Origin of the sequence: Streptomyces sp. A1136 (assembly GCF_004795055.1) — a bacterium.
Classification (GTDB): domain Bacteria; phylum Actinomycetota; class Actinomycetes; order Streptomycetales; family Streptomycetaceae; genus Streptomyces.
The window spans coordinates 66352-90308 of the sequence record NZ_SSBJ01000010.1 but is presented as its reverse complement, the minus strand read 5'-3'; the positions used below and the strand labels follow the sequence as shown (position 1 = coordinate 90308).

Here is a 23957-nt window from a genome sequence, read left to right as displayed (position 1 = left end):
AGTAGCCCAGCTACTGATGCACAAACGGCCCCGGCCGGCGCTGCGAACGCCATTGGCCGGGGCCGGCACTGCTCATCCCTTTCACCGAAGGAGCAGGCCATGAGCGACCTTACCCACCCCACCCAGCAGGACGAACACCTCCGGCGCGCCCGAGGCGACGCCCCCACCGCGACCGTCCGCGCCCTCCTGCTGGAGATCGCCGACTACCTCACCGAGGCCCGCCCCATGGACTCGATGATGGAAGCCTCCCGGGTCTACCTCGCCGCCGCCCGCGCTCAGCGCCACTTCGGCATTGACGAGGACCGCGTCGCCGAGACCACCCGGCAGCTCCTCGGCCACGCCCCGCAGCCGTACGCCGGCGAGACCCGCGGCGAGTACGCCATCCGTCTCCGCGCCGTCGGCCGGGCCGTCTGATGCGCGCCCTGTACGTCCTCGCCATGGTCTGGCCGCTGATCATCCTGGCGTTCCTCCTCGGCCGCCACTTCGCCTGACCCACCCCCGACCGGCCGGGCCCCGCGCTGACCACCCGCGACGAGGCCCGGCCCACCACACGCACCGGAGCACTCCGTGAAGCGCCTCACCGCCGAGCAGGCCCTCGCCGCCGGCGCCGCAGCCGTCACCATCGCCCTCACCGCAGCCGCGTTCTGGCTGTCCTACGAGCACCTGCACGACATCGCAAGCGCCAACGGCCTCACCAGCGCCCGCGCCTGGGCCTGGCCCGGCACCGTCGACGCGTTCATCATCGCGGGCGAGCTACTGATCCTCCGCGCGTCCCTCAAAGGCGCAATCGACGGATGGGCAATCGCCCTCGCCGCATCCGGCAGCCTCGGCTCCATCGCACTCAACGTATTCGGCGTCGGCGTCGGCGCGGATGCGATGGAGTACGTCGTAGCCGCGGTCCCGCCCACGGCTGCGCTCGTCGCATTCGGTGCACTCATGCGGCAGGTACACGATGCGCTGCACCGCATTCAGGCGGCTGCGCCCGCACCCGAGCCCGCATCCGTCACCTTCGAGCGTGCAGCCGAACAGGCCGTAGCCGTAGCCGCCCTCCCTGTCCCGCCGCAGCCGTTCATCCTCGACCTCGCACCCATGCAGCCGCCCCACCCCGAGGTGTGCGCAACCACACCCGACGCAGGTCAAGGCTCGGATGCAGTCGCCGTGCTCGCCGACCCGGATGCAGACGCAGAACTCCTTGCAGCCGCACTCAAAGTCAACGCAGCCGCACTCGCCAAGACCGGCCGCCCCGCATCCCTTAGGCGGCTGCAAGACGAGCTGCGCATCGGCCAGCGTCGCGCCCAGCGCATCCAACCGAAGCTGCCGAGGAGTGCCTGATGCAGCTCCTCGCACTCGCTGCCCTGCCCCTGCTCACCATCGCGGCTGCGCTCATCCTCACCGCACTCGCGCCCCCGGCTGCACGCCTCAGCTACTTCGCGCCCGCAGTCGGAACCGTCGCACTCGCCACACTCGCCGCGATCCTCGTCACCGCCCTCTGGAGCCACCGATGATCAACCCCACCCTCGGCGCGGTCCTCTTCGGCCTGATCTTCCTCGTCTGGGAGATCGCCGTCTGGTTCCCCGGCGTGAAAGCCCTCCAGTCCAGCCCCCTCACCTATCTCGGCGACCTCCTCCCCTACATCCTCTGCTGGGGCATCGGCGCCCTCACCGTCATGGTCGTCGGCGGCGTCGTCGGCTGGATCGGAGACACAGCACTCTGGGGCCTCAACACCTTCGGGGACGGCCTCCTCGTCTTCGGCGTCGGCGCCAACACCGGAACCGCCCCCGGCTCCACCGGCGCCCCGCTCACCCAGGGCGGCCTGTTCATGACCGTGCTCGTCCTCGCCGGGTTCATCGCCCGCCGCAAGCGGGGCGCCAAGGGCTCCAAATGGCGCGGCTGGCTCTCTGGCGTCGGGATGGGCCTGTCCGCCGGCGTCGCCCGATACGCGGCCGTCCCCCTCGCATCTGCGGTGAACATCGCCGGGGTCTGGCTGACCGGCGCCATGTCATGAGCGCCGACGAGCCAGCCCCGGCCGTCGACGCCGAGCAGGACGGCGGCGGACGGATTGCGGGTGGCTGTGTCCTCGCCATCGGCCTCACCGCGGCTGGCGGCGTGGCTGTCGCCTTCCCCGATGCCGCGTACTTCGTCACCGGCTTGCTCGCTGCGACCGCCGTCCGCAAGGGCCGCGCCATCGCGGTCCGGTTCCGCAGCCGCGACGAGCAGTCGGACGCCGAGCCCGTCGACATCGTCGCCGCCCTCCAGGCTCTCGCCGCGGACGGGCAACATGTGCGGCTCACCCAACTCCGGGAAGCGGCCAAGCTGCCCGACACGAAGGCCGTCCGTGCGCTCCTCGACGAGGCTGGCATCCGCATCCGGGACGGGGTCCGCGCGGCCGGGAAGAACGGGCCCGGGGTCCACCACGACGATGTGCCGCCCCTCCTCGGCATGGAGAAGGGCACCCCTTCCGGGCGTTGTTTGTGCAGCTCAAACGACAACACCAACGCCAACAACGCGGCATTGAGCGACCCCCGAGAGGGGTTGCATGTAGAGGCCATCGGCCAGGCTGGCGCGGTCGTCCGCGTCGAATCCGAGCGCCGCGCGTACACCGTCTGACCCCGAGGCCGGCCGCCCGCCTGGTAGCTGACCGACCGGCCCCGGGCACCCATCCCACTCACGAGACAGGACGAGCATCATGGCACTCACCCAGCCCAACCCCAAGCCCGACGACCCGCGTCTCGCCGACCACCAGACGACGTATCAGGCGTCCCGGGGCGGCCACTACCCGACTGAGCCGAAGCCCGTCCCGGGCCAGCCGAAGCCGTAATCCGGCCAGTCCCAGGGGTGTTGTTCCGGCCAGTCTGGGCGTAGCGTGAGCCACCTGCCCTCCGAGGCCCGGCGGCCCGCACTCCCAAGGTGACGCCGCCGTAGAGCCCCGCCGTGAGACCCCCACGGCGGGGCTCTTTTGCGCCTAGTTGCAAAACCGCCTCGCGTGCCCCATCCTGGGGCCATCTCCGGCGTGCCCGGACACAGAACAGACCAGCAGGCCCCCACCACACGCGGTGGGGGCCTGCTGCGTTCCTGAACCACTCAGTGCGGAGTGGGTGCGGGACGGCCGCCCGGGACGAGGGCCCCGGGCGGCAACCCGAAGGAGAAGGCATGTCGACGCCGCCGGAGAATGAACTCCAAGCAGCAGGGACCGAGATGCGCCTCGCCCGGCTGCGGGCCGAGCTGGAGGCCGAGCTCTCACGCACCCTCTACGGCCGCGTGTCATGGCGCCTAGCGTGCTGGTACGCGAGGACGCGCGGCAGGGTCTGAGCACAGGATGGGAAGCGGGGGTTCACATGCGAATACGCCTCACGGACGGCACCCGCCACATCGACATCCAGGCCGCAGACACCCCCCTCACCCAGCTCGAAGCCACCGCCCTCCACCTCCTCGCCGCACTACCCCCCCCCCTCACCGACCCCCCGGACACCCCCCAGCCCCACCCCATCGGCTTCACCTGCGACGTCCAGGGCGTCAGCCTCGACAGCACCACCGAGCGTGCAGACCCGGAACCCGAGACCCTGGCCGACCCCGACGACGAGGATCGGTACCAGCCGTGAGCGGCGGATGGGAAGGCAGCACGCGGCGTGACGAGCTACCGCCGAACTGGCAGTCCGAGCTGCGGCCCTTCGTTCTCCAGCGCGACGGCTACCGCTGCCGTTGGCACGAGGACGGGCCGACCTGCGGGCACCATGCCAACCAGGTTGACCACATCGAGCCGGGCAATGATCACAGACCCGAGAACCTGCAAGCCCTGTGCGCCTACCACCACAAGATCAAGACCAGCAGGGAAGGCAACGCGGCCAGGTGGAGGGAGACCGCCCGCCGGCCGCCCGAACGGCACCCAGGGCTCATCTGAGCCGGGGATCTTCGGCCGTGACTGTCTGTGACCTGGGGGGTGACTCCCTCCCCCCACCCCATCTTGGCCCCGGGAGGTGCTGCGGCTCGGGTTGTGTACGGGTCTGGGGATCTTGGCCCTGTGACCCTGGGCGGGTGGCCCTGGGGTGGCCGCCCGGGACCCTGCTGGGGTGATTCGCCCCCTGGGGGGTTGGGGCCGGGAGGCGGCCGCTCAGGCCCTCAAGTCTTCCCGTAACAGGGTGTACTCGCAGGTCAGAGGGCTATAGCCGTTACATCCGGGGTATCATGGTGGTGTGACCACCCGACCTTGCGACCACTGCTCCGGCCAGATGCCGCTCATCGCGCGAGCGGATGCCCGGTACTGCTCCGGCCGCTGCCGGGTCGCAGCACACCGAGCGCGCCGCACGGTCCCGGCCGAGCTGACCAGCCGGCCGCGGTGGGTCCGGCATACGGCCCGCAAGGTGCCCCTCACCGTGAGCCGCGAGGTCGCGTCGAGCACCGACCCGTCCACGTGGGCGCGGTACCGTGAGGCCGCGGCCAGCAGTGCGGGCGTCGGCTCGGGCTTCGTGCTGAACGGCGACGGCATCATCTGCCTGGACCTGGATCACTGCCTGGACTCCGATGGCGAACTGGCGGGCTGGGCGCAGCAGATCGTTGACGCGGCGGCCGGCACGTGGGTGGAGGTCTCCCGGTCCGGGGACGGCTTGCACATCTGGGGGTACGGCGACCTGCCGCACGGCAGGCGCATCACGGTCGGTCCCGGCTCGGTCGAGCTGTACGGGACGGGCCGGTTCATCGCGGTGACCGGGCGGACGTACGGCCACGCGCCGCAGCGTCTCGCGAACCTGCAACACGTCATCGACGCACTGCTGTAGCGCCCCCGACACGGGAGCGCTGCCGCGCACCCGACACGGGAGGTACGGCTATGCCGCTATTTCGGAAGCGCCCCATCCTGGTTTCAGCGGTCCAGTGGACCGAGGGCATGTGCATGGCCGACCTTCGCGCTTTCGCGGACAACCTTGTTGCGCTCGACGACATCAACCGCGTGTTCCGCGTGTATGACCGGCTGCACAACACGTGGGTGTCCTTCGAGTATGGCGACTGGATCATTCGCGGCGTGCAGGGCGAGTTCTACCCGTGCAAGCCGGACGTGTTCGAAGCGACGTACGAAGCTGCCGAGCTTGCCCAGGACACGCAGGACGTTGACGCAGAGGCGGTGCGCTGATGCCGCGCGTTCAGATCCTCGGACTGCCCGAACTGGCTGACGGCGAGCAACGAGAGGTGGCCATCGCGGCCAAGGGGCACTGGTTCGGCGTAGCTGGGGTCAACGGGGACGGGAAGTGCGCCTACTGCGCTGCCGACCTCCAGCAGTGGTTGGGCCGCGCGGACGAGTGCGGCGGGACCCAGGAAGGGAGGGAGGTCTGATGGCAGGCATGGGCCCGGCGCCGAAGCCGAACGATCGGCGGGCGCGCCGCAACAAGGACACCGTCCCTCAGACCGTGCTCCGCTGGGAGCAGGCCGAAGCGCCTGAACTCCCCGACTTCCGGGTGGAGAAGGACGGCCAGCTCGTCGAGTTCGTCTGGCCGGAGCGCACCCGCGAGTGGTGGCAGACCTGGATCGACTCCCCGCAGGCCGAGCACCTGGGCACCACCGACTGGGAGTACCTCCTCGACACCGCGCTGATCCACGCCCGACTGTGGGGCGGGGACGTGTCCGCCGCAGGTGAGCTGCGCCTGCGCGTAGCCGCGTTCGGGGCGACGCCGGCGGACCGGGCCCGGCTGCGGATGGTGTTCGCGGACGCGGACGGCGCCGATGGCGGCCGCGGGCGTTCCGGCGGCGCGTCGGCACGGGAGCAGTACGGGCAACTGCGGATGATGCCGGGCGGGAAGGCCGGCCCGGCCGCCGGTGAGTAGCTCAGGGGGCCGTCGTGCCGTGGCGGGGGCCTGAGTACGAGGGCGAGCTGCCGACGCTGGGCTGGTACGTCCTCGATTGGATGATCGAGCACCTGGCGCAGCCGGGCCTGGACGAGTACCAGCCGTTCGTGCCGACGAAGGAGCAGGCTGAGTTCCTGTGCCGGTTCTACGAGCTGCACCCGTACACCGGGAGGCGGCTGATCCGGCGCGGGGTCCTGTCCCGCTCGCGAGGCTGGGGAAAGAGCCCGTTCCTGGGGGCCATCGCGCTGGCCGAGGCGTGCGCGGATGTGGTCGCGGACGGCTTCGACGCGCACGGGGAGCCGGTGGGCCGTCCGTGGTCGTCGATCCGCACCCCGCTGATCCAACTCGCAGCGGTGTCGGAGCAGCAGACGGAAAACTCGTGGTTGCCGCTGCTGGAGATGGCGCGGGGCGGGTCGCTGGCCGGGGACTACGGGGTCGAGGCGCTCGACACGGTGGTGTATCTGCCGCGCGGCAAGATCGAGCCGATCACGTCGAGTGCCGCGTCCACGAAGGGCAATCCGGCCTGTTTCGCGATCATGGACCAGACGGAGGAGTGGAAGGAAGGCAACGGCGGCCGCCGGCTCGCGAAGACCATGCGGTTCAACGCGGGCAAGCTCGGCGGGTCGCTGATCGAGACGCCGAACGCGTTCACGCCCGGTGAAGGGTCCGTGGCCGAGCAGTCCGCTGCGGACTACCAGGCCATCCTCGATGGGCGCTCGCGCGGCACGGGCATCCTCGTGGACCACCGTGAGGCGCCCGGCGAGACCGACCTGGACGACGAGGCGTCGCTGGTCGCCGGACTCCGGTACGCCTACGGCGACAGCTCCAACCATCCCGACGGGTGCGTCCTCCACGATCCGCCGTGCGCGCCAGGCTGGTCGCCGATCGAACGGCTCACCGCCGACTTCTACGACACCAGCAACGACGTGCAGGACCTGCGCGCCGACTACCTCAACCAGATCACGCACGCCGCAGACTCATGGCTGTCCGAGCCGGAGATGCGCGCCGTGTCCGACCTGGGTAAGGAGATCGAGCCCGGGGACCGGATCACGCTCGGGTTTGACGGGTCCCGCAAGCGGACCCGCGGCGTGACGGACGCGACCGCGCTGGTCGGGTGCCGACTCTCGGACGGGCATCTCTTCACGATCCGTGTGTGGGAACAGCCCGTGGGCCTGGCTGGGAAGGACTGGCAGGTTCCCGTGGTCGAGGTTCTCGCCGAGGTTGCCGAGACGTTCGAGCGGTACGACGTGGTCGGTTTCTACGCGGACCCCGCGAAGTGGGAGTCCCATGTCGCGGACTGGGAGGCGGCCTACGGGCCGCGGCTCAAGGTCCAGGCCACGCGTAATCATCCGATCGAGTGGTGGATGACCGGTGGCCGGAGCACGTTGATCGTGCGGGCGCTGGAGAAGTTCCACACGGCGGTCGTCGAGGGCGAGCTGACATACGACGGGTCGTCGGTGCTGACCCGGCACGCGCTGAACGCGCGTCGCCGTAAGACCCGCTCCGGGATTCAGATCATGAAGGAGCACCCGGACTCCGCGAACAAGATCGACGCCGTGATCGCGGCCGTCCTCGCTTGGCAGTGCCGTCTCGACGCAATCGCGGCGGGCCTGGCGGTCGAGGCCGAGGAAATGGGCGGCTTCACGTTCTGACCAGCTCCAGGAAGGGGGCGGCGTGCTCGACGAGACCCCGGACACCCCGGACTGGTGGCTGCTGCGACTGGGCCGCAAGCTGCGCCGGCGGCAAGGGCAGCTTGAGGAGTGGTGGCGGTACTACAGCGGTGAGCCGCCGTTGCCGGAACTGCCCAGCAACGCACAGCAGGCGTTTGTCGACTTTCAGCGGAAGTCGCGGACGAACTTCTGTCAGCTCATCTCGAACGCGTCCGTACACCGGCTCTTTGCACTCGGTGTGACGGGCCCGGACGGGGAGCCGGATGATCGGGCGTCGCGCTGGTGGCAGGCCAACCGGCTCGACTCCCGCCAGAAGCTCGTGTTCCGGGCCGCGATGTCGCAGGCCACCGGCTACATGATGGTCGGCCCGCACCCGCGCAGGGTGGAGGAGAACGGCCGGCCGTCGCCGCTGATCACCCCCGAGCATCCGCGCGAGTGCATCGTCGAGTACGACCCGGAGACCGGCGAGCCCTACGTAGGGCTCAAGGCCATCCACAACAGCATCGACGGCTACGGGTACGCGTGGGTGTTGTACGACGACACACGATTCCCGTACAAGACGAAGGAGAGGTGTGGGACGCGGCTGCCGTGGGGCCCGGACTCCTGGGACTACGTCGGCCCCAGTGACAACGGAGAGCCCCATGACCTGGGCATGATGCAACTGGTGGAGTTCGCCCGCATGCCCGACCTGGGCGAGGAGCCGAGCCCCGAGTTCGCCGGGGTGATGGACATTCAGGACCGGGTGAACATGGGCATTTTGAACCGGATGGCCGCCTCCCGATATTCCGGGTTCCGCCAGAAGTGGATCAAAGGCCACAAGTTCGCGAAGAAGGTCGACCCCGTCACGGGGCTGATGACCGTCGAGCAGCCTTTCGTGCCATCCCCGTCGGCGATCTGGGCATCCGAGGGTGAGAACGCCCAGTTCGGGCAGCTCGACGCCACCGACCTCAGCGGCTTCCTCAAGGAACACGCCAGTGACGTCCGGGACATGCTGATCCTGTCCCAGACCCCCGCCTACTACTACGCGGGCGACCTCATCAACATCAGCGCGGACACCATCAACGCCCTGGACATCCTGCACGTGGCGAAGATCCGCGAGCACATCGCCGCGTTCGGTGAGGCTTTCGAGGACGTCATGAGCCTCGCCGCGGCGCAGGCTGGCGTCCCTGAGGACTACACCGAGGCCGAGGTGCGGTGGGCGAACCCGGCGCACATCAGCCTCGCCATCAAGGCCGACGCCGCGACCAAGCTCAAGTCGATCGGCTACCCGCTGGACGTGATTGCCGAGGAGATGGGTGAGACCCCGTCACGGGTGCGGCGCATCACCGCGGGCGCCGCATCGCAGGCGCTGCTCGCCGCGTCGCTCCTGCCTGCACCGGCCCCCGCTGCGACCGCCGGGAACCTTCCCGACGTCGGACAGGCCGGGACACTCAATGGGTGAGGCACTCCAGGCCGCACTCACCGACCGGTACGACGTGCTGACCGGCGCCCTGCGGGACCGGCTGCTCACGTTCGTCCTGGGGGCGTTCGACGGGCTCGGCGACTACCGCGATGCCGCGGCCGCCGAGTTCGTCAACCAGGTTGTGCCGGTCGTACTGGGCGCACAGCAGCAGATGGGCGCCGTCACCGACGCCTACCTGAGCGCGCTTGTCTCCGACATGACCGGCCAGAGCGCAGCCCCGGCCGGTGTCCAGCTCCCTGAGGCGCTGCGCGGCACACCGCCGGCGCAAGTGTATGAGCGCCCGTTCGTCCAGGCACGCACCGCCCTTTCTCGCGGGCACGACCTCGCGGACGCGGTCAGCCAGGGACGGAACCGGCTGCTGAGCATCACCGAAACCGACCTCCAGCTCGCACGCACTCACGCGGCGCAGCAGTCGATGAAGCGCACCGGCGCCAAGTTCTTCCGCCGCCGGCTGTCGGGCGGGAAGAACTGCGCGCTGTGCACGATCGCCTCGACGCAGCGGTACCGGGTGGAGAACCTGATGCCGATCCATCCAGGCTGTCACTGCAAGCCCGAGCCTCTCCTCACGGGGAAGGACCCGGGGCAGATCATCGACGAGGGCCTTTTGAAGCAGGCCCACGACGCGATCGCCCGGGACCTGGGTGAATCGGACCGAGGCGGCCGCGCCCCGGACTACCGGCAAATCATCATCACCCGCGAGCACGGCGAGATCGGCCCCCTGCTGGCCGTCCGCCGCCAGAACTTCACCGGCCCGGAAGACATTCCGGCCGCGTGACGTGCCGCGCCGACACGGCGCAGCACCCCCAGCACACCACCCCCCGACACGGGAGACATCACCATGCCCCAGCGCACGCTGCCCCGCCACGCCCACACCGGGCAGACCGCTCTCGGCTGGCGCAAGGCCCGCCCCGGCGAGACGCCCGGCGAGCTGTACCCGATCTGGCCGATCCTTGGCGGCGCCTCTGACGGCGACGGCGAGGGCGGCGACCAGGCTGACGACACCGACGACTCCGACACGGAGGACGGTGGCGACGACGGCCAGGGCGACGACACGGCCGACCACAAGGCCGAGGCGGAGAAGTACAAGGCGCTGATGCGCAAGCACGAAGCCAGGGCCAAGGAGAACGCGGCCGCGGCCAAGGAGCTTGCGCGCATCAAGCGTGAGGGCATGAGCGACCTTGACAAGAAGGTCGACGAGGCTGTCGCCGCAGCCCGCGCGGAAGAACGTGTGAAGTCCGGCGTACGCGTCGCCCGCTCCGCGTTCCTCGCGGCCGCTTCCGGGCGGCTGGAGAACGCGAAGGACGTCGCCGACGACGTGAACCTCAAGAAGTACGTCGACGAGGACGGCGAAGTCGACGAGGACGCCATCGGTGAACTCGTCAACCGGCTGGCCCCGAAGAAGGCCGACAAGGGCGAGGACGACGAGCCGGACGAACGCGACACGCGCCGCCGTCGACCTGCCGGCGGCGGCTACCAGGGCACGCGCCGGCGCGCGGACGGCGGTAAGGGCGGCGGGACCGTCGCTGACGGCGCCGAGCTGTACAAGCAACTGCTTGGCGGCACTAAGACCTGATGATCTCGGAGGGGATCACACCATGGAACTCAGCATCAAGACCACCACGTTCGCGGGCGACGACCAGTCGTGGCTCGGCTCCGAGCACGGAACGCAGGCCACCGAGACGATCGTTCTCGACACCAGCCTGTTCACTTCCGGCACCCACTACCCGAACGGCTTCTTCATCTCGGGCATCCCCCTGGGGATGGTGACCTCCGGCGGCAAGTACGGCCCCTACGACAACGCGGCGACGGACGGCAGGCAGACCCTCGTCGGGTTCCTGTTCGCCTCGGTTCCCGCGCCGACGGTCAACACCCTCGACCCGGCCGCCGCCATGCTCACGCACGGCAAGGTCCGGGAGTCCCGCCTTCCCGTCGCCGTCGACTCCGCCGGTAAGACGGACGTCGCCGGTTCGATCCGGTTCGTCTGAGAGGAGATGATCTAGATGAGCTGGGTCCTGGACACCGAATTCATCGAGCCCGCACAACTGACCGGCCTGATCCGGGCAGCACTCGCCGACCAGCAGATCAACCGCTTCACCCTGTCGCGGTGGCTGCCCAACGTCGCCGTCGACGACATCAACTTCGAGTTCCTCAAGGGCGGTGGCGGTCTCGCCGAGGCCGCGTCCTACCGGGCGTGGGACACCGAATCGAAGATCGGGCGCCGTGAGGGCCTGAGCAAGGTCATGGGCGAGCTGCCCCCGATCAGCGAGAAGATCCCCCTCAACGAGTACGACCGGCTGCGGCTGCGGCAGCTCACCCGCACCGACGCGCTGCCGTTCATCGCCCGTGACGCGGCCCGCCTGGCCCGCAACATCGGCGCCCGTTTCGAGGTCGCCCGCGGCGCCGCGCTCGTCAACGCGTCCGTGCCGATCACCGAACTCAAGCAGACCATCGACTTCGGCCGCACCGGCTCCCACTCGGTGGTCGCCGCCACGCTGTGGTCCGTCCACGCCACCGCGACCCCGCTGACCGACCTCCAGTCGTGGGTGCAGACCTACGAGGACACCAACGGCGAGACGCCCGGCGTCATCCTCATGCCCAAGGCAGTCCTCCAGCACATGACGCAGTGCGACCAGGTCATCCGGCAGGTGTACCCGCTGGCCCCGGCCGGCACCGCACCCATGGCCACCAACGACCAGGTCAACAACGTGCTCAGCTCCCTGGGCCTGCCGCCCATCGAGCTGTACGACGCTCGCGTCAAGCTGGACGGCGTCGCCACCCGCATCACCCCCGCGAACGCGATCGCCCTGCTCCCGGACCCCGGCCCGACCACCGCAGGCCAGCCCACCGACCTGGGCGCGACACTGCTCGGTACGACCGCCGAGTCACTGGAGGACGACTACGCGCTCCAGGGCGGCGACCAGCCCGGCGTCGTGGCCGGCATGTGGAAGACCAAGGACCCCGTGCGCCTGTGGACGCACGCGGCCGCGGTCGGTATCCCGGTCCTGCGCGAGCCGAACCTGACGTTCAAGGCGCAGGTGCTGGCATGAGCGAGCGACGGCTGATCGCGTACGTCCACGTCGACGGTGAGACGTACGGCCCGGACGACAAGGTTCCCACCGCTGTTGCGGCCCGCATCGGCGAGCACGCGTGGGCGAAGGACACCGAGGACACCGAGCTGCCCGACGGTGGCGGTGATGAATCCGGGCCCCCGCCGCGTTCCGGGCGGGGCTCGGGCCGGGACGCCTGGGCGGCCTACGCCGAGGCGAACGGGTACGCCGCTGGCGAGTCCACGCGAGAGCAGATCATCGCCGATCTCGAAGCGGGCGGTGTGATCGAGCGGGAGGAGTAGCCGGTGGCCGCGTTCGCGACGGTGGAGGACTACGAGGCGCGCGCCGACGTGGTCCTGTCCGCGCGGAAGCGGCTCCAGGTCGAGGCGTACCTGGACGACGCGTCCGCGCTGATGCGCCGCCACATCCCCACCGGATACGTCCCCGATACGGGGACGACGAAGGCCATCGCGGTGGCGATCACACGGCGGGTGATCGCCAACGGCGGCGGGTACCGGCAGCGCACGATCGGCCAGTACTCGGAGACCCTCGGCGAGAACGGCGGCCTGTACGTCACGGCGGAGGAGATCGCCCAGCTCCAGCCGCCCGACGTCACTGACCCGGACGCCGACGGCGCCTACTCGCTCACGCTCGTCGACACGGCGATGCCCAGGTGGCGCGATGATCCGGCCGGCTGCTGGCCGAGGGTCCTGTGATCGGGGAGGAGCTGCTTCCGCATCTCGTCGATGTCGAGCACCCGGGCCTGGTCTCGGACCGGTACGGCAACCAGGTTCCCGACTGGGCGGCGTCAACCCGGGCGACGGTGCGGGCGTGGATGCAGCAGAGCAGCGGCGCCGAGGACACCGACCAGCGGGACGCGCAGATCGGCGACTGGCTGCTGATCTGCAACCCGTACACCACCGACGGGGCCGACCTCCTCGTCTACGGCCGGGACCGCGTGCACTGGAACAGCGCCGTGTTCGAGGTGATCGGCCCGCCGGGCCCCGCGTGGGAACCGTCTGAGCTGCACCACTACGAGATCAGGCTACGAACCGTAGAGGGGTGACGCCGGTGGACGAAACACGGATCATCCCCATCCGGCAGAACATCGCCGCGTTCCTGAAAGCCGCCGGCATCAGGGACGTGATCGCCCGCAAGGTACGCGAGATAGAGACAGCGGCCGTTGCCGCGGCAGACCCGGGGCACGGCCAGTTCCGTACCGACCTCGCCGAGGAAGGGGCCCGGGCGCGCGGAGCGGTCATGGGCGACTATGCGACCTCCGATCCGGAGGCATCCCGGCGTGCGCTGCTGCGCGGCTTGGAAGGCGGGGCCGGGTGAGCGCCCCGCCGGTGCTGATGCCGGACGCCGTTGCGGTGGTGACCGGCTACCTACGGGCCCGGCTCGCGGCCCGTGGGGACACTGCTCCGGTTGGCTCCCGCGTCCCCTCCCCACGGCCTGCGAGGTTCGTGCGGATCGAGCGGATCGGCGGCCCGGCCTCGTCACCGGTCACCGACCGGCCACGCCTCGATGTCCACTGCTGGGGCGCCGATGAGGTATCCGCGCATGACCTGATGCAGCTCTGCCGGGCGCTCCTGGGGGCGGCTCGCGGCGCGTACAGCGGGACGACGCTGGCCCGGCCCGCGGTGGGCGGGCCGCAGTGGCTGCCCGACCCGGCGTCCGGCCAGGCGCGGTTCGCCTTCACCTTCGACATCACTTTGAGAGGAACGGCCCTATGAGGGTGACCTTCGCCTACCCGCTGACCACAGCGGACGGCGCCATGTACGGCCCCGACGAGACAGCAGACCTTCCCGACGATGAGGCACGCCAGCTCATCCGTGACGGCATGGTCCGTATCGCCGATCGCGACAACACCGACGCCCGAGCGCCGCAGCCCACCCCGGCCGCCGCCGAAAAGCCCGCCGCCGCCCGCGGCAAGACTGCTGGAGGTGAGGGCTGATGGCCGGGAACACCGACAACCCGCGCCTGTGGGAGGGCGCGGATTTCTACGTCGCGCCCGTGGGCACGACCGCCCCGACCGACATCGTGACCGCGCTGGCCGCTGCGTGGAAGCCGGCTGGGCTGCTGTCCGAGGACGGCGCGTCCGAGTCCCGTGACCAGGACTCCAGCGACCTGTACGCGTGGGGCGGCAAGCTCGTCCGTACCACCAAGTCCAAGCACAAGCGGCAGATCAAGGTGACCTGCCTTGAGGACAACCTCGTCGTGTGGGGGCTCGTCAACCCGAACTCGACCGCTGCGACGACCGGCGGGGTCACCACCCGGACCATCAAGATCCCCAAGAGTGACCCGCGCGCGTTCCTGCTGGAACTGCACGACGGGCTCCTCACCACGCGGCGTGTTATCCCCAAGGGCGAGGTGAGCGAGGTCGGCGAGGTCACCCTGTCCGACTCCGAGCTCCAGGCGTTCGAGCTGACCATCACCATCTACCCCTCCTCGTCGGACGTCCTCTACCTGGACATCACCAACGACCCGCAAGCCGTCGTCCCGTAACCCCGGGCCGGCGCACTCAAGCGGCGGGCGGTCCGACCGGCGCGGGTCCGGACCGTCCGCCTTCACCCCTTGGCAGACCCGCGCGCACATGAAGGAGACCCGCGCCCATGACGACGCAGAAGAAGGCCGCTCGCCGGCCGGACGACAAGCCGTTCGACTTCAACCTTGACGCGGTGCAGTCCGAGGTCGAGCTGACCCCGTTCGTGTTCCAGTACAGCGGCCGTCGCTGGGAGTTCGCCCACCTCCAGGCCCTGGACATCATGCCGCTGATGACCGCGGCGCAGCTCGGCGACGCGGCGGCCATGGTCGGTGCTTTCCGGCAGGCCCTCGGTGAGGACGAGTGGGCCGAGTTCCAGAAGGTCGGTCTGCCGCAGTACAAGGTGGAGAAGCTGTTCGAGGCCTACCACGCGCACTGTGGCATGAAGCCGGGGGAATCGGCGGCCTCGTCGGACTCCTGAGGGAGCACGGCGAGGCCGTCGAGGCGGACCTGCGCCAGCACTACCAGGTCCGCCTCTCCGACCTGTGGCGCACCTGCCACACCTGCGGCAGCGCCGGCCTGACCTGGCGGGAACTCGCAGTTCTCGTCCGCCAGATGCCGGGCAATGCCCGCACCCGGCTGGCACTGGGAGACCAGGACGGCCTGTGGGGGCTCGCGGAGCACCTCCAAGCTGACGCGATCGAAGCCGCGCACATCGCGAACTGGCAGCGCGCCAACACCGGGCTCAAGAGGCACGAGCAGTCGCCGCCGCCGGAACCGTACGACCGTCCCGGCCGCCGACGGCAGCGCAAAAAGATCACGGCTGATGATCTCCTCGCCCATCGCGAACGAATGCAAGCACGCGCCGCCGCGTAGTCGCGCGCCGCCCAACCATCCGGAAGGGCGGTGCCCGTCATGGCCTCAGCAGCGACCGAGGTGGCTGTCGGCTACGTCTCCATCGTGCCCTCGGCGCGCGGTTTCGCCGCCGAACTCCAGCGGCAGATCGGCCGGCCGACCGTGCAGGTCGGCGCCCAGCTCGGCGATGAAGCCGGGCAGGCGACCGGACGGAACATGCTGTCCACGCTCGGCGGCGCGATGAAGGCGGGTATCGGCGCCGTCGCCGCGACGGGCGCAGTCCTGTTCACCGCCGCGTTCGGCCAGGCGCTGGAGCAGTCCGCGAGCAAGGCGAAGCTCGCCGCGCAGCTCGGACTGGGGCCCAAGGAGTCAGCTCAGCTCGGCAAGGCGGCCGGCAGCATCTACGCCCAGGGCTACGGCGAGTCGATCGACCAGGTCAACGAGTCGCTGCGCACGCTCACCCAGAACGGAATCCTCGCGGTCGGCGCCCCCCGCAAGGACGTGGACGCGCTCACCAAGAGCGCCCTCAACCTGGCCACGGCATTCGACGCGGACGTGGGCGACGCCGCGAAGGCCGCCGGACAGCTAGTCCGCACCGGCCTGGTCAAGGACTCCCGCGAAGCGTTCGACCTGATCACCGTCGGGTTTCAGAAGGGCGGCGACAAAGCCGGCGACCTTTTGGACACCCTCAATGAGTATCCGACTCAATTCCGCGACCTCGGCCTGAGCGCGGGGCAGGCCCTCGGTCTGCTCACCCAGGGCTTGAACGCGGGTGCCCGAGACTCCGACCTGGTGGCGGACGCGCTCAAGGAGTTCGCGATCCGCTCGAAGGACGGATCGACTACCAGCGCGGAGGGTTTCAAGGCCCTGGGCCTGTCCGGTGACGCGATGACGGCCGTCTTCGCCAAGGGCGGCCCGCAGGCTGCGGCCGGCCTCGATCAGGTGCTGGACCGGTTGCGTGCCGTACCGGACCCCGCGAAGCGATCGCAGATCGCGGTAGCCCTGTTCGGTACGCAGGCCGAGGATTTGCAGCAGGCGCTGTTCGCTCTCGACCCGTCCACCGCCACGGCCGCGATCGGGCAGGTGGCGGGCGCCGCCGACCGTATGGGTACCGCGCTCAGCAGTGGGGCCGGGCAGTCCATCGAGGTGTTCAAGCGGCAGGTGCTGCAAGGCCTGTCCGACTTCATCACCACGCACATCCTGCCGGCGCTCGTCCAGTTCGGCGGCTTCCTCAACACGAACGTGCTGCCCGTGCTGCGCGAGGCGGGCCGCGTCTTCATGACCGACGTCGCGCCAGCACTGGTCACGGTCGCCAACGCGTTCATGGGCGGCGTGCGCTGGGTGCAGGAGTACGGGGCGTGGCTGCTGCCGTTGGGTATCGCAGTCGCAGGTCTGACGATCACCCTGAACGCGTCCGCCATCGCGACGGCCGCGATGACGGCCGTGTTCTCGATCTACCGGGGCGTGATCCTGGCCGCATCCGCCGTGACGCGCGGGTACGCGATCGTTCAGGGCGTTCTGAACGCGGTGATGAACGCGAACCCGATCGGGCTGATCATCACCGGCATTGCGGCGCTCGTCGCGCTGCTGGTCGTCGCCTACAACAAGTCCGACTCGTTCCGGGCCATCGTGCAGGCGACGTGGGCCGGTATCCAGGCCGGATGGAGCATCCTTTGGAACTCCTTCCTCAAGCCCGGGTTCGACGGCCTCATGGTCGGCCTGAACGCCATCGGCTCGGCCGCGATGTGGCTGTGGAGCACCGTCTTGCAGCCGGTGTTCAGCTTCATCGGCGCGGCAGCCCGCATCCTGGCGGCGATCGTCCTCACCATCCTCATCACGCCGATCTACCTTGCGGTGAAATTGCTCGGCGCGATCTTCGGCTGGCTGTGGGACGTCGCGATCAAACCGATCTGGGACCTGATAGCCGCAGGCGCCATATGGCTGTGGACCAACGGGATCAAACCCGCGTTCGACAACATCATGGTCCAAATACACAATGTGGCCGCCGTCCTGTCGTGGCTTTGGGACGTGGTCGTGCAGCCGGTATTCGGCTGGATCGCCGGCTTCATCCAAGAGACGTGGGGGCGGATCAAGCTGGTCTGGGACATCCTCGTTGCCTACGTCGAGCTGGTTTTGGTTCCGCTGTTCATGAATTTTTGGAACAGCACCATCAAGCCAGTCTGGGAAGGGATCAAGTCCGCCATCAATGCGGCTTGGGAATCCGGCATCAAGCCGGCCTTTGAGCTCCTCAAGCGCGGCGTCGACAACGTGAAGGACAGTTTCCACAACGGAATCACCGCGATCGGCCTGATCTGGGATAGCTTGAAGGACATCACCCGAAAGCCCGTCCAGTTCGTAATCGACACCGTCTACAACAACGGCATCCGCAAGGTATGGAACACCATCGCGGACTTCGTGCACGTCGACACGCTCGACCCCATCAAATTCGCCTCTGGTGGGCGCACTTACGGTGGAATACCCGGCCGGGACTCCATTCCCGCGCTGATGATGGCCGACGAGTACGTCATCCGTCGGGACTCTGCACGCAAGCTCGGCTTCGGAACCCTCGACTACATCAACCGCAACGGCACGCTCCCCGGCTTCGCCGAAGGCGGCCCCGTCCAACGCTTCAAGGACGGGGGTGTCGTCGGCTGGATCAAGGGCGCGGCAAGCTCAGTCGGCGACTTTTTCGGCGACATGACCGACCTGATCACCAACCCGGGCAAGGCGTGGCAGTCCGCGACCGGCTTCATCCGCGACAAGATCGCCAGCATCGCGGGCAGCGGATACGGCAAGCTCATCGCCGGCGTCCCGACCAAAATCCTTTCCTCGCTCAAGGACAAGGTTGTCAGCCTCATAGGCAGCTTCGGCAGCAGCGACGTCGGCGGTTCGGGCGTGCAGCGTTGGGCGCCGGTCGTGCTCCAGGCGCTATCCATGCTCGGGCAGCCCGCCAGCCTGCTCCAGACCACGCTGCGCCGCATGAACCAGGAGTCCGGCGGCAACCCCTACGCGATCAACAACTGGGACTCCAACGCGATGGCCGGTGATCCGAGCCGCGGGCTCATGCAGACCATCGGCAGCACCTTCAACGCCTACGCGGGGCCGCTCCGATCACGCGGCATCTACGACCCGCTCGCCAACATCTACGCCTCGATGCGGTACGCCCTCGACCGGTACGGGTCCATCGCCCGGGCCTACAACCAGCCCGGCGGCTACGACAGCGGCGGCTGGCTGATGCCCGGAGTAACCCCGGTCGTCAACGGGACCGGGCGCCCGGAGGCCGTGCTCACCGGGTCGCAGTGGGAGGTGGCCCGCGCGGCCCTCGCCTCGGGTGGCGCAGGTGACCAGCGGCAGTACCACATCACCTTGCAGGGCTCGCAGATGACGAGCGCGGAGCAGGCTGCCGAGTTGGTGCGGCAGATGCGTTTCGTCGCCTAAAGAAGGGGGGACCCGTGGCGATCCCTGTCACCCTCGGAGCGCTCCCGCTCACGGGGACGGACGACGCCGGGGTGGAGTGGATTGTCACCGACCTCACAGGTTGGGACTCGCCAGGCGTCCGGGCCGACCTGTCACCCCGACAGGCCGACCACGGCGCCTGGCCATCCCAGGTCTACCTCGGCGCCCGGCCCATCACCATCGAGGGGGTTTTCGTCGCGCCCGACGAGGCATCACTGGACGCCGCAATTGACCAGCTCCTTGTCGCCGACTCCCTCACCGACACCACTCTCCTGGTGGAGGACTCCATCCCGCGGCAGGTCACGGTACGGCGCTCAGGGCCACCCCTGGTCAAGCGGGCGGGCCCGTATGAGGCGTCGTACTCGCTGCTCGTGACGGCGGCTGACCCGCGCCGGTATGCGGCAGTTGAACAGTCGCAGTCGGCGGGCCTGCCCAGCACTACAGGCGGCCTGACCTTCCCCCTGACGTTCCCGATCGTCTTCACCACCACCTCGACCGGCGGCACCTTCTCTCTCGTCAACGCGGGCAGCATCGGCACCCGGCCCGTCTTCACCATCACAGGCCCGGTGGTAGAGCCGGTGATCGTCGCTGAACGCCCGGACGGCTCCACGATGCAGCTCGCCTACTCCGACACCCTCGGCGTCGGCGACACCCTCGTCATCGACTGCGGTGCCCACTCCGTGGTCCTGAACGGGACGACCGGCCGGCGCCGGTTCCTGTCCGCGCAACCCTCCTGGCCGGAGATCGACCCCGGCTCATCGCTGGCGATCCAGTGGACCGCCTCCTCATACGACCCCGCCGCACTGCTGACGGGCACCGCCCGTTCGGCCTGGATGTAAGGACCTGCTGTGGTCGCTACCGATCCCGCCTGGCTCTCCGGGCTGTCGTATGACCAGCTCGAAGTCCGCAAAATGGACGTCTTGATGGCCATGGCCAACTCGACCGCAGGCGGCGCCCGCGCGGGTGTACGCCCCGGCGATCCCGGCCTGGCCGTCACCCTCGCCGGCACTACGATCAACGTGAGCGCGGGCGCCGGCTCCGCGTGGCGCACCGGTCAGGGCCTGTACCGCTACCAGCTCGCCGCGACCTCGCCCGGAACCCTCGCCGCAGCGCACGCCAGCCTGTCCCGCATCGATCTCGTGTACGTCCGCGTCTGGGACAACACAGTCGATTCCAGCGGGTTCAGCAAAGCGGACACGGTCTACCTGGCCGGGACCGCAGGCAGCGGCGTAGCGCCGACCCCGGGCGCCACCGAGATTTACACCGTCCTCGCCACGATCACCGTCCCATCGTCGGCCAGCGGCGGCACGGGAGCCGCAACCGTATCTACTACGGCCCGTGACCTGAGCGTGGCGCCCGGCGGCATCCTGCCCGTGGGCAGTACGGGCCTCGCGACCGCGGGCCTGTACGCGGGGCAGGCCCGCTACAACACCGTGCGGAACACGCTGGAGTTCTGGACCGGCAGCGCCTGGGCGTCGCAGGGCGACTGGACGGCGTATACGCCCACGTGGGGTGGAGGACTGGCCACGGCCGGGTCATCCGTGAGCAAGGGCCGTTGGACCCGTATCGGAAACCGGGTCGAGGTCATCGCGACCCTCAAGTGGGGCACTGGCTCGACGATGAACTCCAGCAACGTCACGATGACGCTGCCCACGGCCGCTGTGACGGCGTCCGACAGCGTGTGGCAGGGAACGGGTTATTTCTGGGATGGCGTGAACCCGTTCAAGCCGCTCGCCCCGGTCGTCACGTCGGCCGCGACGACAGCCATCCTCTACGCGCTCCGCCAGTCCGACCTCGGCTACCAGTCGCCGGGCGGACTCAGCTATAGCTGGGCATCCGGCGCCCTGATGACCATGCAACTCGCCTACGAGGCGGCCTGATGAACGTTCCGTTCACGCTGACCTGGTACGGATGCGACCTGCTGACGGGCGCGATCACCGAGGAACTCCCGTCCCTGGAACCGACACAGGGCCTGTCGCGGAAGCTCGGCGCGGTCACGAGCTGCAATTTCACGCTGCTGCTGGGCGACAACATCCCCACCGAGTGGGCGGCGGCCACCGACCCTGGCCGCACCATGATCGTGGCCGTCGATGACACCACGGGCTACCCCGTGTGGGCGGGCATCATCCTGACCCGGGAAGGCGGCTCCGACGGGGCGATCGGCATCGGAGCATGCAGCCCCGAGGGCTACCTCGACCGCCGCTACCCGGGCACCTACAGCGAAGCGGCCATCGACGCGTCCACGGTTATGGCCGACCTGGCCGCCGGGATCGTCACGGCCGGCCCGCCGTTCCTGTTCGACGTCACCGCGTCCGGGCTCCTCATCGACTATCTGACGCTCGACCTCGACGACAAGACCGTCCTCTCGCAGATCCAGACCATCAGCCAGATGGCCGGAGCACCGGAGTGGACGGTGGACGTGCAGTGGGCGGATGCAGACCGCACCGCCTTTCAACTGCTGGTACGGATCGCTCCGACGATCGGTGCCATCGACGGGCGTCCGGAGGCAGTCTTCGACCTGCCCGGCTGTATCGCCTCCTACCGACTCTCGGAGTCCTACGAGCAGGGCAGAGGCGCCACGGTGGTCCAGGCATCCGGTGAGGGTGAGGGGGACGCGCGGGTCGTATCCGACGTGCAGACCGCTACCGATCTGATCGCCGCCGGCTGGCCGCGGTGGGTCCACCGCTACACGCCGGGCACGGGCATCACCGATGTCACACAGTTGAACGCGCACGCGCAGGCGACGCTGGAGCTGATGAAACAGGGTGCCCGGACGTGGACGGTGGATGCGGTCGCGTCCGCTGCGCCACGCCTGGGCAGCACCTGGGGCCTGGGCGACAGCATCAGTATTCAGATCACCCGTTCCCCGCGGCACCCGAACGGCGCCTCGGTCGTGGCCCGCGCCTTTGGCTGGGACCTCGACACCAAGGCCGACAAGCTCACCCCGCTACTGCTGGAGGGCTGATGCCGAGCCCCGCCGATCTACTGCCCGACGGGCCGGACGGATTCGCCCGCCGGCTGCTGCGCCTGGAACGCGAGATCAGAGAACTACGAGCGGCCCGCAGCTCCGAACGCACAGGCGCGCTCCGCACCTACACTCCCGCGGGCACTCTCATCGTCGAGACCGGGCCGATCGCCGAGTACCCGCACCTGGACGGGTCCGAGCAGCAGGGCGTGCGCACCTATCGGGAGGACGGCTCCCTCGTCACTGCGGTCCAGGCCCAACCGGCGGTGACCGGCGTGGATCGGCAGTCCTGGATGCTGTACGACCGGTCGGGGAACGCGCTGCTCGGGGACGACCCGATCTCGGGGCTCGGTCTGGCCGGCCCTTACCTGCCGTTCTCCTTCGGCCGGGCCTGGTACCTGGACTGGGAGGGCACCAATAGCGGCAGTTTCGTGGACGTCCACCAGACGGCGATCTACAAACAGCACGCGATGGCCACTGTCGTCATCGCCCACACCAACGACACTGCGGGCGCCACCGGTCAGGTGCGGCTGATGGTGAACGGCGTGGCCACCGGGACGACGATCAGCACGACGTTCTCCGGCGGGACCACCAGCACGATCGGGCCTTTCGCTCTGCCCGGTGCGCATCTCGACACCGTGGATCTTCGTGTTCAGGCCCGAGTGCTCTCCGGCAGCGGCAACACCCGGTGCGAGGTGCTGAGCGCATGGACGATCAAGTCGTAGGGGGTGGCTGTGGCAACACCTGAGGAACCGCTGCCGCGGGATCGCGTGATGGAGATGCCTGACCTTCCCTTACCGCCCTCGGAGGCGAACCCGCCGGACATCGTCATCCCGCCGGCTCCGGACCCCGGCGACGGGGACGCCGCCACCTGACCACCCATCTCAAGCCCCCGCCGAGTCGGGGGCTTCCTTATGCCCAGGAGGCCTTATGGCCTGGTATCCCGGAGCTACCAAAATGGAGCTCCAGCCGGAGAGCGACAGCCAGCCGGCGATCCGACCGACACAGGTGATCTACCACAGCATCGCTGCCCCGTGGACACCGCAGCGCACCTACGAATTCTGGCGCGACAGCACGAACTTGGAGTCGCACTTCGGCCTCGGGTACGACGGCGTCGTCGCCCAGTACATCGGGACCGAGACCCGGGCCGACGCCAACTACCTGGCGAACCGACGCTCCGACGGCACCGGCGCGATCTCGCTGGAGTCGGCCAGCAACGACAACCACAGCGACCCGTGGACGCCCGCCCAGGTGGAGACGCTGATTCGGCTCGGCGTGTGGGCGCACCACCAGCACGGCATCCCGCTGCGGATCTGCCGCACCGCCTCAGACCCGGGCTACGGCTACCACCGCCTGCATTCCGACTGGGCGATAGGCGGCACCGCCTGCCCTGGCGACGCCCGAGTGAGGCAGTTCAACGACGTCATCTTCCCCGCCATCGCCGCCCGCGCGAGCGGCGCACCCGATCCCACCACCACGGCGCCGAACCCGGCGCCCACTGAGGAGGAACTCATGACCCCCGAAGAGCGGTCCTGGATGGACTCTTGGTTCGGCCAGCTCAATGCGATGGCCTGGGGCCAGAAGCACGACCTGGCCGCGCAGCAGGCCACCATCGACAGCCTCGTGAAGCTCGTCGCCGCCGACCACGACCTCGACGCGGCGGCTGTCGGCGCGGCCGTGAAGAAGGCCGTGAGCGAGGCCCTCGCGGCTGGCACCGTCGACGTCGACGTGACCGTCCACGACAAGACCGCGACCACCCCGCCGAAGGCGAGCTGACCCGTGAAGATCCTCGGCAGAGAACCCGTCGTCGTCCTCAACACCCTCTCCGCGGTGCTCGGACTTATCGTTTCCCTCGGCGTCACCAGCCTCACGGCCGGTCAGGCCGCGGCCATCGTCGGCGCGGCCACCGCGATCCTCGGCGCGATCGCCGCGGCCATGACCCGCCCGATCGCCCCGCAGGCATTCACAGCGGTCGTCGCCGCGGGCGCCGTGCTCGTCGCCGCGTACGGCTACGACGTCAGCCAGGGCACCATCGGCGCGGTCAACACCACGGTCCTGGCCGTGCTGACCCTCCTGACCCGCGCGCAGGTCTCCCCGTCCCCGGCTCGTCAGCTTGCCGCGCAGCCCCGCCCGGACCAGCCGACGGGATTGCAAGGCGTCTGACCTTGCCGCAGATCACACAGGAG

Annotated in this window: 34 protein-coding genes; all 34 read left to right on the top strand. The window is 69.4% G+C overall.

Features of this window, described 5'->3' with window-relative positions; translation table 11 throughout:
* Positions 1-99: 99 nt before the first annotated feature.
* Positions 100-414: a hypothetical protein gene (locus E6R62_RS12300; RefSeq protein WP_136213401.1), complete on the top strand. Its 315-nt coding sequence runs from the start codon at positions 100-102 to the stop codon at positions 412-414.
* A 153-nt stretch (positions 415-567) separates the two neighbouring features.
* Positions 568-1332, top strand: coding sequence for a DUF2637 domain-containing protein (locus E6R62_RS12295; protein WP_136213400.1), 765 nt, complete (start codon positions 568-570; stop codon positions 1330-1332).
* Complete coding sequence (locus tag E6R62_RS39480; protein WP_168714029.1) at positions 1332-1505, top strand: hypothetical protein; 174 nt, start codon at positions 1332-1334, stop codon at positions 1503-1505. The genes E6R62_RS12295 and E6R62_RS39480 overlap by 1 nt, the downstream gene beginning before the upstream one ends.
* A complete protein-coding gene (locus tag E6R62_RS12290; protein WP_136213399.1) occupies positions 1502-2005 on the top strand; it encodes a hypothetical protein in 504 nt (167 codons plus the stop codon). Before E6R62_RS39480 ends, E6R62_RS12290 begins: the two co-directional genes overlap by 4 nt.
* On the top strand, positions 2002-2607 hold the full coding sequence (locus E6R62_RS12285) for a hypothetical protein (RefSeq protein ID WP_136213398.1): 606 nt from the start codon (positions 2002-2004) through the stop codon (positions 2605-2607). Before E6R62_RS12290 ends, E6R62_RS12285 begins: the two co-directional genes overlap by 4 nt.
* Positions 2608-2686: 79 nt before the next feature.
* Entirely contained in the window at positions 2687-2818 is a 132-nt protein-coding gene (locus tag E6R62_RS41710; protein WP_276615564.1) for a hypothetical protein, read from the top strand.
* Between the two features lie 517 nt (positions 2819-3335).
* Positions 3336-3599: a hypothetical protein gene (locus tag E6R62_RS12280; protein ID WP_136213397.1), complete on the top strand. Its 264-nt coding sequence runs from the start codon at positions 3336-3338 to the stop codon at positions 3597-3599.
* On the top strand, positions 3596-3898 hold the full coding sequence (locus E6R62_RS12275; RefSeq protein ID WP_136213396.1) for an HNH endonuclease: 303 nt from the start codon (positions 3596-3598) through the stop codon (positions 3896-3898). The genes E6R62_RS12280 and E6R62_RS12275 overlap by 4 nt, the downstream gene beginning before the upstream one ends.
* A 292-nt stretch (positions 3899-4190) precedes the next feature.
* Complete coding sequence (locus E6R62_RS12270; protein ID WP_240801629.1) at positions 4191-4772, top strand: DNA primase; 582 nt, start codon at positions 4191-4193, stop codon at positions 4770-4772.
* Positions 4773-4885: 113 nt separating this feature from the next.
* Positions 4886-5122, top strand: coding sequence for a hypothetical protein (locus E6R62_RS12265; protein WP_240801628.1), 237 nt, complete (start codon positions 4886-4888; stop codon positions 5120-5122).
* A complete protein-coding gene (locus tag E6R62_RS12260; protein ID WP_136213394.1) occupies positions 5122-5322 on the top strand; it encodes a hypothetical protein in 201 nt (66 codons plus the stop codon). Before E6R62_RS12265 ends, E6R62_RS12260 begins: the two co-directional genes overlap by 1 nt.
* Positions 5322-5810, top strand: coding sequence for a hypothetical protein (locus E6R62_RS12255; RefSeq protein WP_136213393.1), 489 nt, complete (start codon positions 5322-5324; stop codon positions 5808-5810). The genes E6R62_RS12260 and E6R62_RS12255 overlap by 1 nt, the downstream gene beginning before the upstream one ends.
* A 14-nt stretch (positions 5811-5824) precedes the next feature.
* A complete protein-coding gene (locus tag E6R62_RS12250) occupies positions 5825-7483 on the top strand; it encodes a terminase (RefSeq protein ID WP_136213392.1) in 1659 nt (552 codons plus the stop codon).
* A 22-nt stretch (positions 7484-7505) separates the two neighbouring features.
* Positions 7506-8942, top strand: a complete 1437-nt coding sequence (locus E6R62_RS12245) for a phage portal protein (protein ID WP_136213391.1) — start codon at positions 7506-7508, stop codon at positions 8940-8942.
* 34 nt (positions 8943-8976) lie between these two features.
* Entirely contained in the window at positions 8977-9738 is a 762-nt protein-coding gene (locus tag E6R62_RS12240; RefSeq protein ID WP_240801627.1) for a hypothetical protein, read from the top strand.
* Positions 9739-9801: 63 nt separating this feature from the next.
* Positions 9802-10536, top strand: coding sequence for a hypothetical protein (locus E6R62_RS12235; RefSeq protein ID WP_136213389.1), 735 nt, complete (start codon positions 9802-9804; stop codon positions 10534-10536).
* Positions 10537-10558: 22 nt separating this feature from the next.
* The gene (locus E6R62_RS12230) at positions 10559-10948 is read left to right on the top strand and encodes a head decoration protein (protein WP_136213388.1); all 390 of its coding nucleotides are present in this window, start codon (positions 10559-10561) and stop codon (positions 10946-10948) included.
* A 15-nt stretch (positions 10949-10963) separates the two neighbouring features.
* The gene (locus tag E6R62_RS12225) at positions 10964-12010 is read left to right on the top strand and encodes a major capsid protein (RefSeq protein ID WP_136213387.1); all 1047 of its coding nucleotides are present in this window, start codon (positions 10964-10966) and stop codon (positions 12008-12010) included.
* Complete coding sequence (locus E6R62_RS12220; RefSeq protein ID WP_240801626.1) at positions 12007-12312, top strand: hypothetical protein; 306 nt, start codon at positions 12007-12009, stop codon at positions 12310-12312. Before E6R62_RS12225 ends, E6R62_RS12220 begins: the two co-directional genes overlap by 4 nt.
* 3 nt (positions 12313-12315) lie before the next feature.
* Complete coding sequence (locus E6R62_RS12215) at positions 12316-12726, top strand: hypothetical protein (RefSeq protein WP_136213385.1); 411 nt, start codon at positions 12316-12318, stop codon at positions 12724-12726.
* Positions 12723-13076 (top strand): hypothetical protein, encoded by a 354-nt coding sequence (locus E6R62_RS12210; RefSeq protein WP_136213384.1) that lies wholly within the window; start codon positions 12723-12725, stop codon positions 13074-13076. Before E6R62_RS12215 ends, E6R62_RS12210 begins: the two co-directional genes overlap by 4 nt.
* Complete coding sequence (locus E6R62_RS12205; protein ID WP_240801625.1) at positions 13073-13348, top strand: hypothetical protein; 276 nt, start codon at positions 13073-13075, stop codon at positions 13346-13348. Before E6R62_RS12210 ends, E6R62_RS12205 begins: the two co-directional genes overlap by 4 nt.
* The gene (locus E6R62_RS12200; protein WP_240801624.1) at positions 13345-13746 is read left to right on the top strand and encodes a hypothetical protein; all 402 of its coding nucleotides are present in this window, start codon (positions 13345-13347) and stop codon (positions 13744-13746) included. The genes E6R62_RS12205 and E6R62_RS12200 overlap by 4 nt, the downstream gene beginning before the upstream one ends.
* On the top strand, positions 13743-13967 hold the full coding sequence (locus tag E6R62_RS12195) for a hypothetical protein (protein ID WP_136213383.1): 225 nt from the start codon (positions 13743-13745) through the stop codon (positions 13965-13967). Before E6R62_RS12200 ends, E6R62_RS12195 begins: the two co-directional genes overlap by 4 nt.
* Positions 13967-14518: a hypothetical protein gene (locus tag E6R62_RS12190; protein WP_136213382.1), complete on the top strand. Its 552-nt coding sequence runs from the start codon at positions 13967-13969 to the stop codon at positions 14516-14518. Before E6R62_RS12195 ends, E6R62_RS12190 begins: the two co-directional genes overlap by 1 nt.
* A gap of 107 nt (positions 14519-14625) precedes the next feature.
* Entirely contained in the window at positions 14626-14976 is a 351-nt protein-coding gene (locus tag E6R62_RS12185; protein WP_136213381.1) for a hypothetical protein, read from the top strand.
* A gap of 134 nt (positions 14977-15110) precedes the next feature.
* On the top strand, positions 15111-15371 hold the full coding sequence (locus E6R62_RS12180) for a hypothetical protein (RefSeq protein ID WP_136213380.1): 261 nt from the start codon (positions 15111-15113) through the stop codon (positions 15369-15371).
* Between the two features lie 141 nt (positions 15372-15512).
* The gene (locus E6R62_RS12175; RefSeq protein WP_206308713.1) at positions 15513-18788 is read left to right on the top strand and encodes a phage tail tape measure protein; all 3276 of its coding nucleotides are present in this window, start codon (positions 15513-15515) and stop codon (positions 18786-18788) included.
* 14 nt (positions 18789-18802) lie between these two features.
* Positions 18803-19645, top strand: coding sequence for a phage tail domain-containing protein (locus tag E6R62_RS12170; RefSeq protein WP_136213378.1), 843 nt, complete (start codon positions 18803-18805; stop codon positions 19643-19645).
* 9 nt (positions 19646-19654) lie between these two features.
* Positions 19655-20686: a hypothetical protein gene (locus tag E6R62_RS12165; RefSeq protein ID WP_136213377.1), complete on the top strand. Its 1032-nt coding sequence runs from the start codon at positions 19655-19657 to the stop codon at positions 20684-20686.
* Positions 20686-21771 carry a hypothetical protein gene (locus E6R62_RS12160; protein ID WP_136213376.1) on the top strand — a complete coding sequence of 362 codons (1086 nt, stop codon included), beginning with the start codon at positions 20686-20688 and terminating at the stop codon, positions 21769-21771. The genes E6R62_RS12165 and E6R62_RS12160 overlap by 1 nt, the downstream gene beginning before the upstream one ends.
* Complete coding sequence (locus E6R62_RS12155) at positions 21771-22496, top strand: hypothetical protein (RefSeq protein WP_136213375.1); 726 nt, start codon at positions 21771-21773, stop codon at positions 22494-22496. The genes E6R62_RS12160 and E6R62_RS12155 overlap by 1 nt, the downstream gene beginning before the upstream one ends.
* 232 nt (positions 22497-22728) lie before the next feature.
* The gene (locus E6R62_RS40260) at positions 22729-23547 is read left to right on the top strand and encodes a peptidoglycan recognition family protein (protein WP_240801623.1); all 819 of its coding nucleotides are present in this window, start codon (positions 22729-22731) and stop codon (positions 23545-23547) included.
* 3 nt (positions 23548-23550) lie between these two features.
* Complete coding sequence (locus E6R62_RS12145; protein ID WP_136213374.1) at positions 23551-23934, top strand: hypothetical protein; 384 nt, start codon at positions 23551-23553, stop codon at positions 23932-23934.
* The last annotated feature ends 23 nt before the right edge of the window (positions 23935-23957 follow it).

What these genes read in the sequence shown, in the direction of transcription:
- E6R62_RS12220 (WP_240801626.1), top strand. Translation starts at nt 12,007, where the DNA reads ATGAGCGAGCGACGGCTGATCGCGTACGTCCACGTCGACGGTGAGACG.
- E6R62_RS12260 (WP_136213394.1), top strand. Translation starts at nt 5,122, where the DNA reads ATGCCGCGCGTTCAGATCCTCGGACTGCCCGAACTGGCTGACGGCGAG.
- E6R62_RS12155 (WP_136213375.1), top strand. Translation starts at nt 21,771, where the DNA reads ATGCCGAGCCCCGCCGATCTACTGCCCGACGGGCCGGACGGATTCGCC.
- E6R62_RS12185 (WP_136213381.1), top strand. Translation starts at nt 14,626, where the DNA reads ATGACGACGCAGAAGAAGGCCGCTCGCCGGCCGGACGACAAGCCGTTC.
- E6R62_RS12255 (WP_136213393.1), top strand. Translation starts at nt 5,322, where the DNA reads ATGGCAGGCATGGGCCCGGCGCCGAAGCCGAACGATCGGCGGGCGCGC.
- E6R62_RS12265 (WP_240801628.1), top strand. Translation starts at nt 4,886, where the DNA reads ATGGCCGACCTTCGCGCTTTCGCGGACAACCTTGTTGCGCTCGACGAC.
- E6R62_RS39480 (WP_168714029.1), top strand. Translation starts at nt 1,332, where the DNA reads ATGCAGCTCCTCGCACTCGCTGCCCTGCCCCTGCTCACCATCGCGGCT.
- E6R62_RS12300 (WP_136213401.1), top strand. Translation starts at nt 100, where the DNA reads ATGAGCGACCTTACCCACCCCACCCAGCAGGACGAACACCTCCGGCGC.
- E6R62_RS12160 (WP_136213376.1), top strand. Translation starts at nt 20,686, where the DNA reads ATGAACGTTCCGTTCACGCTGACCTGGTACGGATGCGACCTGCTGACG.
- E6R62_RS41710 (WP_276615564.1), top strand. Translation starts at nt 2,687, where the DNA reads ATGGCACTCACCCAGCCCAACCCCAAGCCCGACGACCCGCGTCTCGCC.
- E6R62_RS12190 (WP_136213382.1), top strand. Translation starts at nt 13,967, where the DNA reads ATGGCCGGGAACACCGACAACCCGCGCCTGTGGGAGGGCGCGGATTTC.
- E6R62_RS12180 (WP_136213380.1), top strand. Translation starts at nt 15,111, where the DNA reads ATGCCGGGCAATGCCCGCACCCGGCTGGCACTGGGAGACCAGGACGGC.
- E6R62_RS12280 (WP_136213397.1), top strand. Translation starts at nt 3,336, where the DNA reads ATGCGAATACGCCTCACGGACGGCACCCGCCACATCGACATCCAGGCC.
- E6R62_RS40260 (WP_240801623.1), top strand. Translation starts at nt 22,729, where the DNA reads ATGGAGCTCCAGCCGGAGAGCGACAGCCAGCCGGCGATCCGACCGACA.
- E6R62_RS12290 (WP_136213399.1), top strand. Translation starts at nt 1,502, where the DNA reads ATGATCAACCCCACCCTCGGCGCGGTCCTCTTCGGCCTGATCTTCCTC.
- E6R62_RS12225 (WP_136213387.1), top strand. Translation starts at nt 10,964, where the DNA reads ATGAGCTGGGTCCTGGACACCGAATTCATCGAGCCCGCACAACTGACC.
- E6R62_RS12235 (WP_136213389.1), top strand. Translation starts at nt 9,802, where the DNA reads ATGCCCCAGCGCACGCTGCCCCGCCACGCCCACACCGGGCAGACCGCT.
- E6R62_RS12285 (WP_136213398.1), top strand. Translation starts at nt 2,002, where the DNA reads ATGAGCGCCGACGAGCCAGCCCCGGCCGTCGACGCCGAGCAGGACGGC.
- E6R62_RS12230 (WP_136213388.1), top strand. Translation starts at nt 10,559, where the DNA reads ATGGAACTCAGCATCAAGACCACCACGTTCGCGGGCGACGACCAGTCG.
- E6R62_RS12195 (WP_136213383.1), top strand. Translation starts at nt 13,743, where the DNA reads ATGAGGGTGACCTTCGCCTACCCGCTGACCACAGCGGACGGCGCCATG.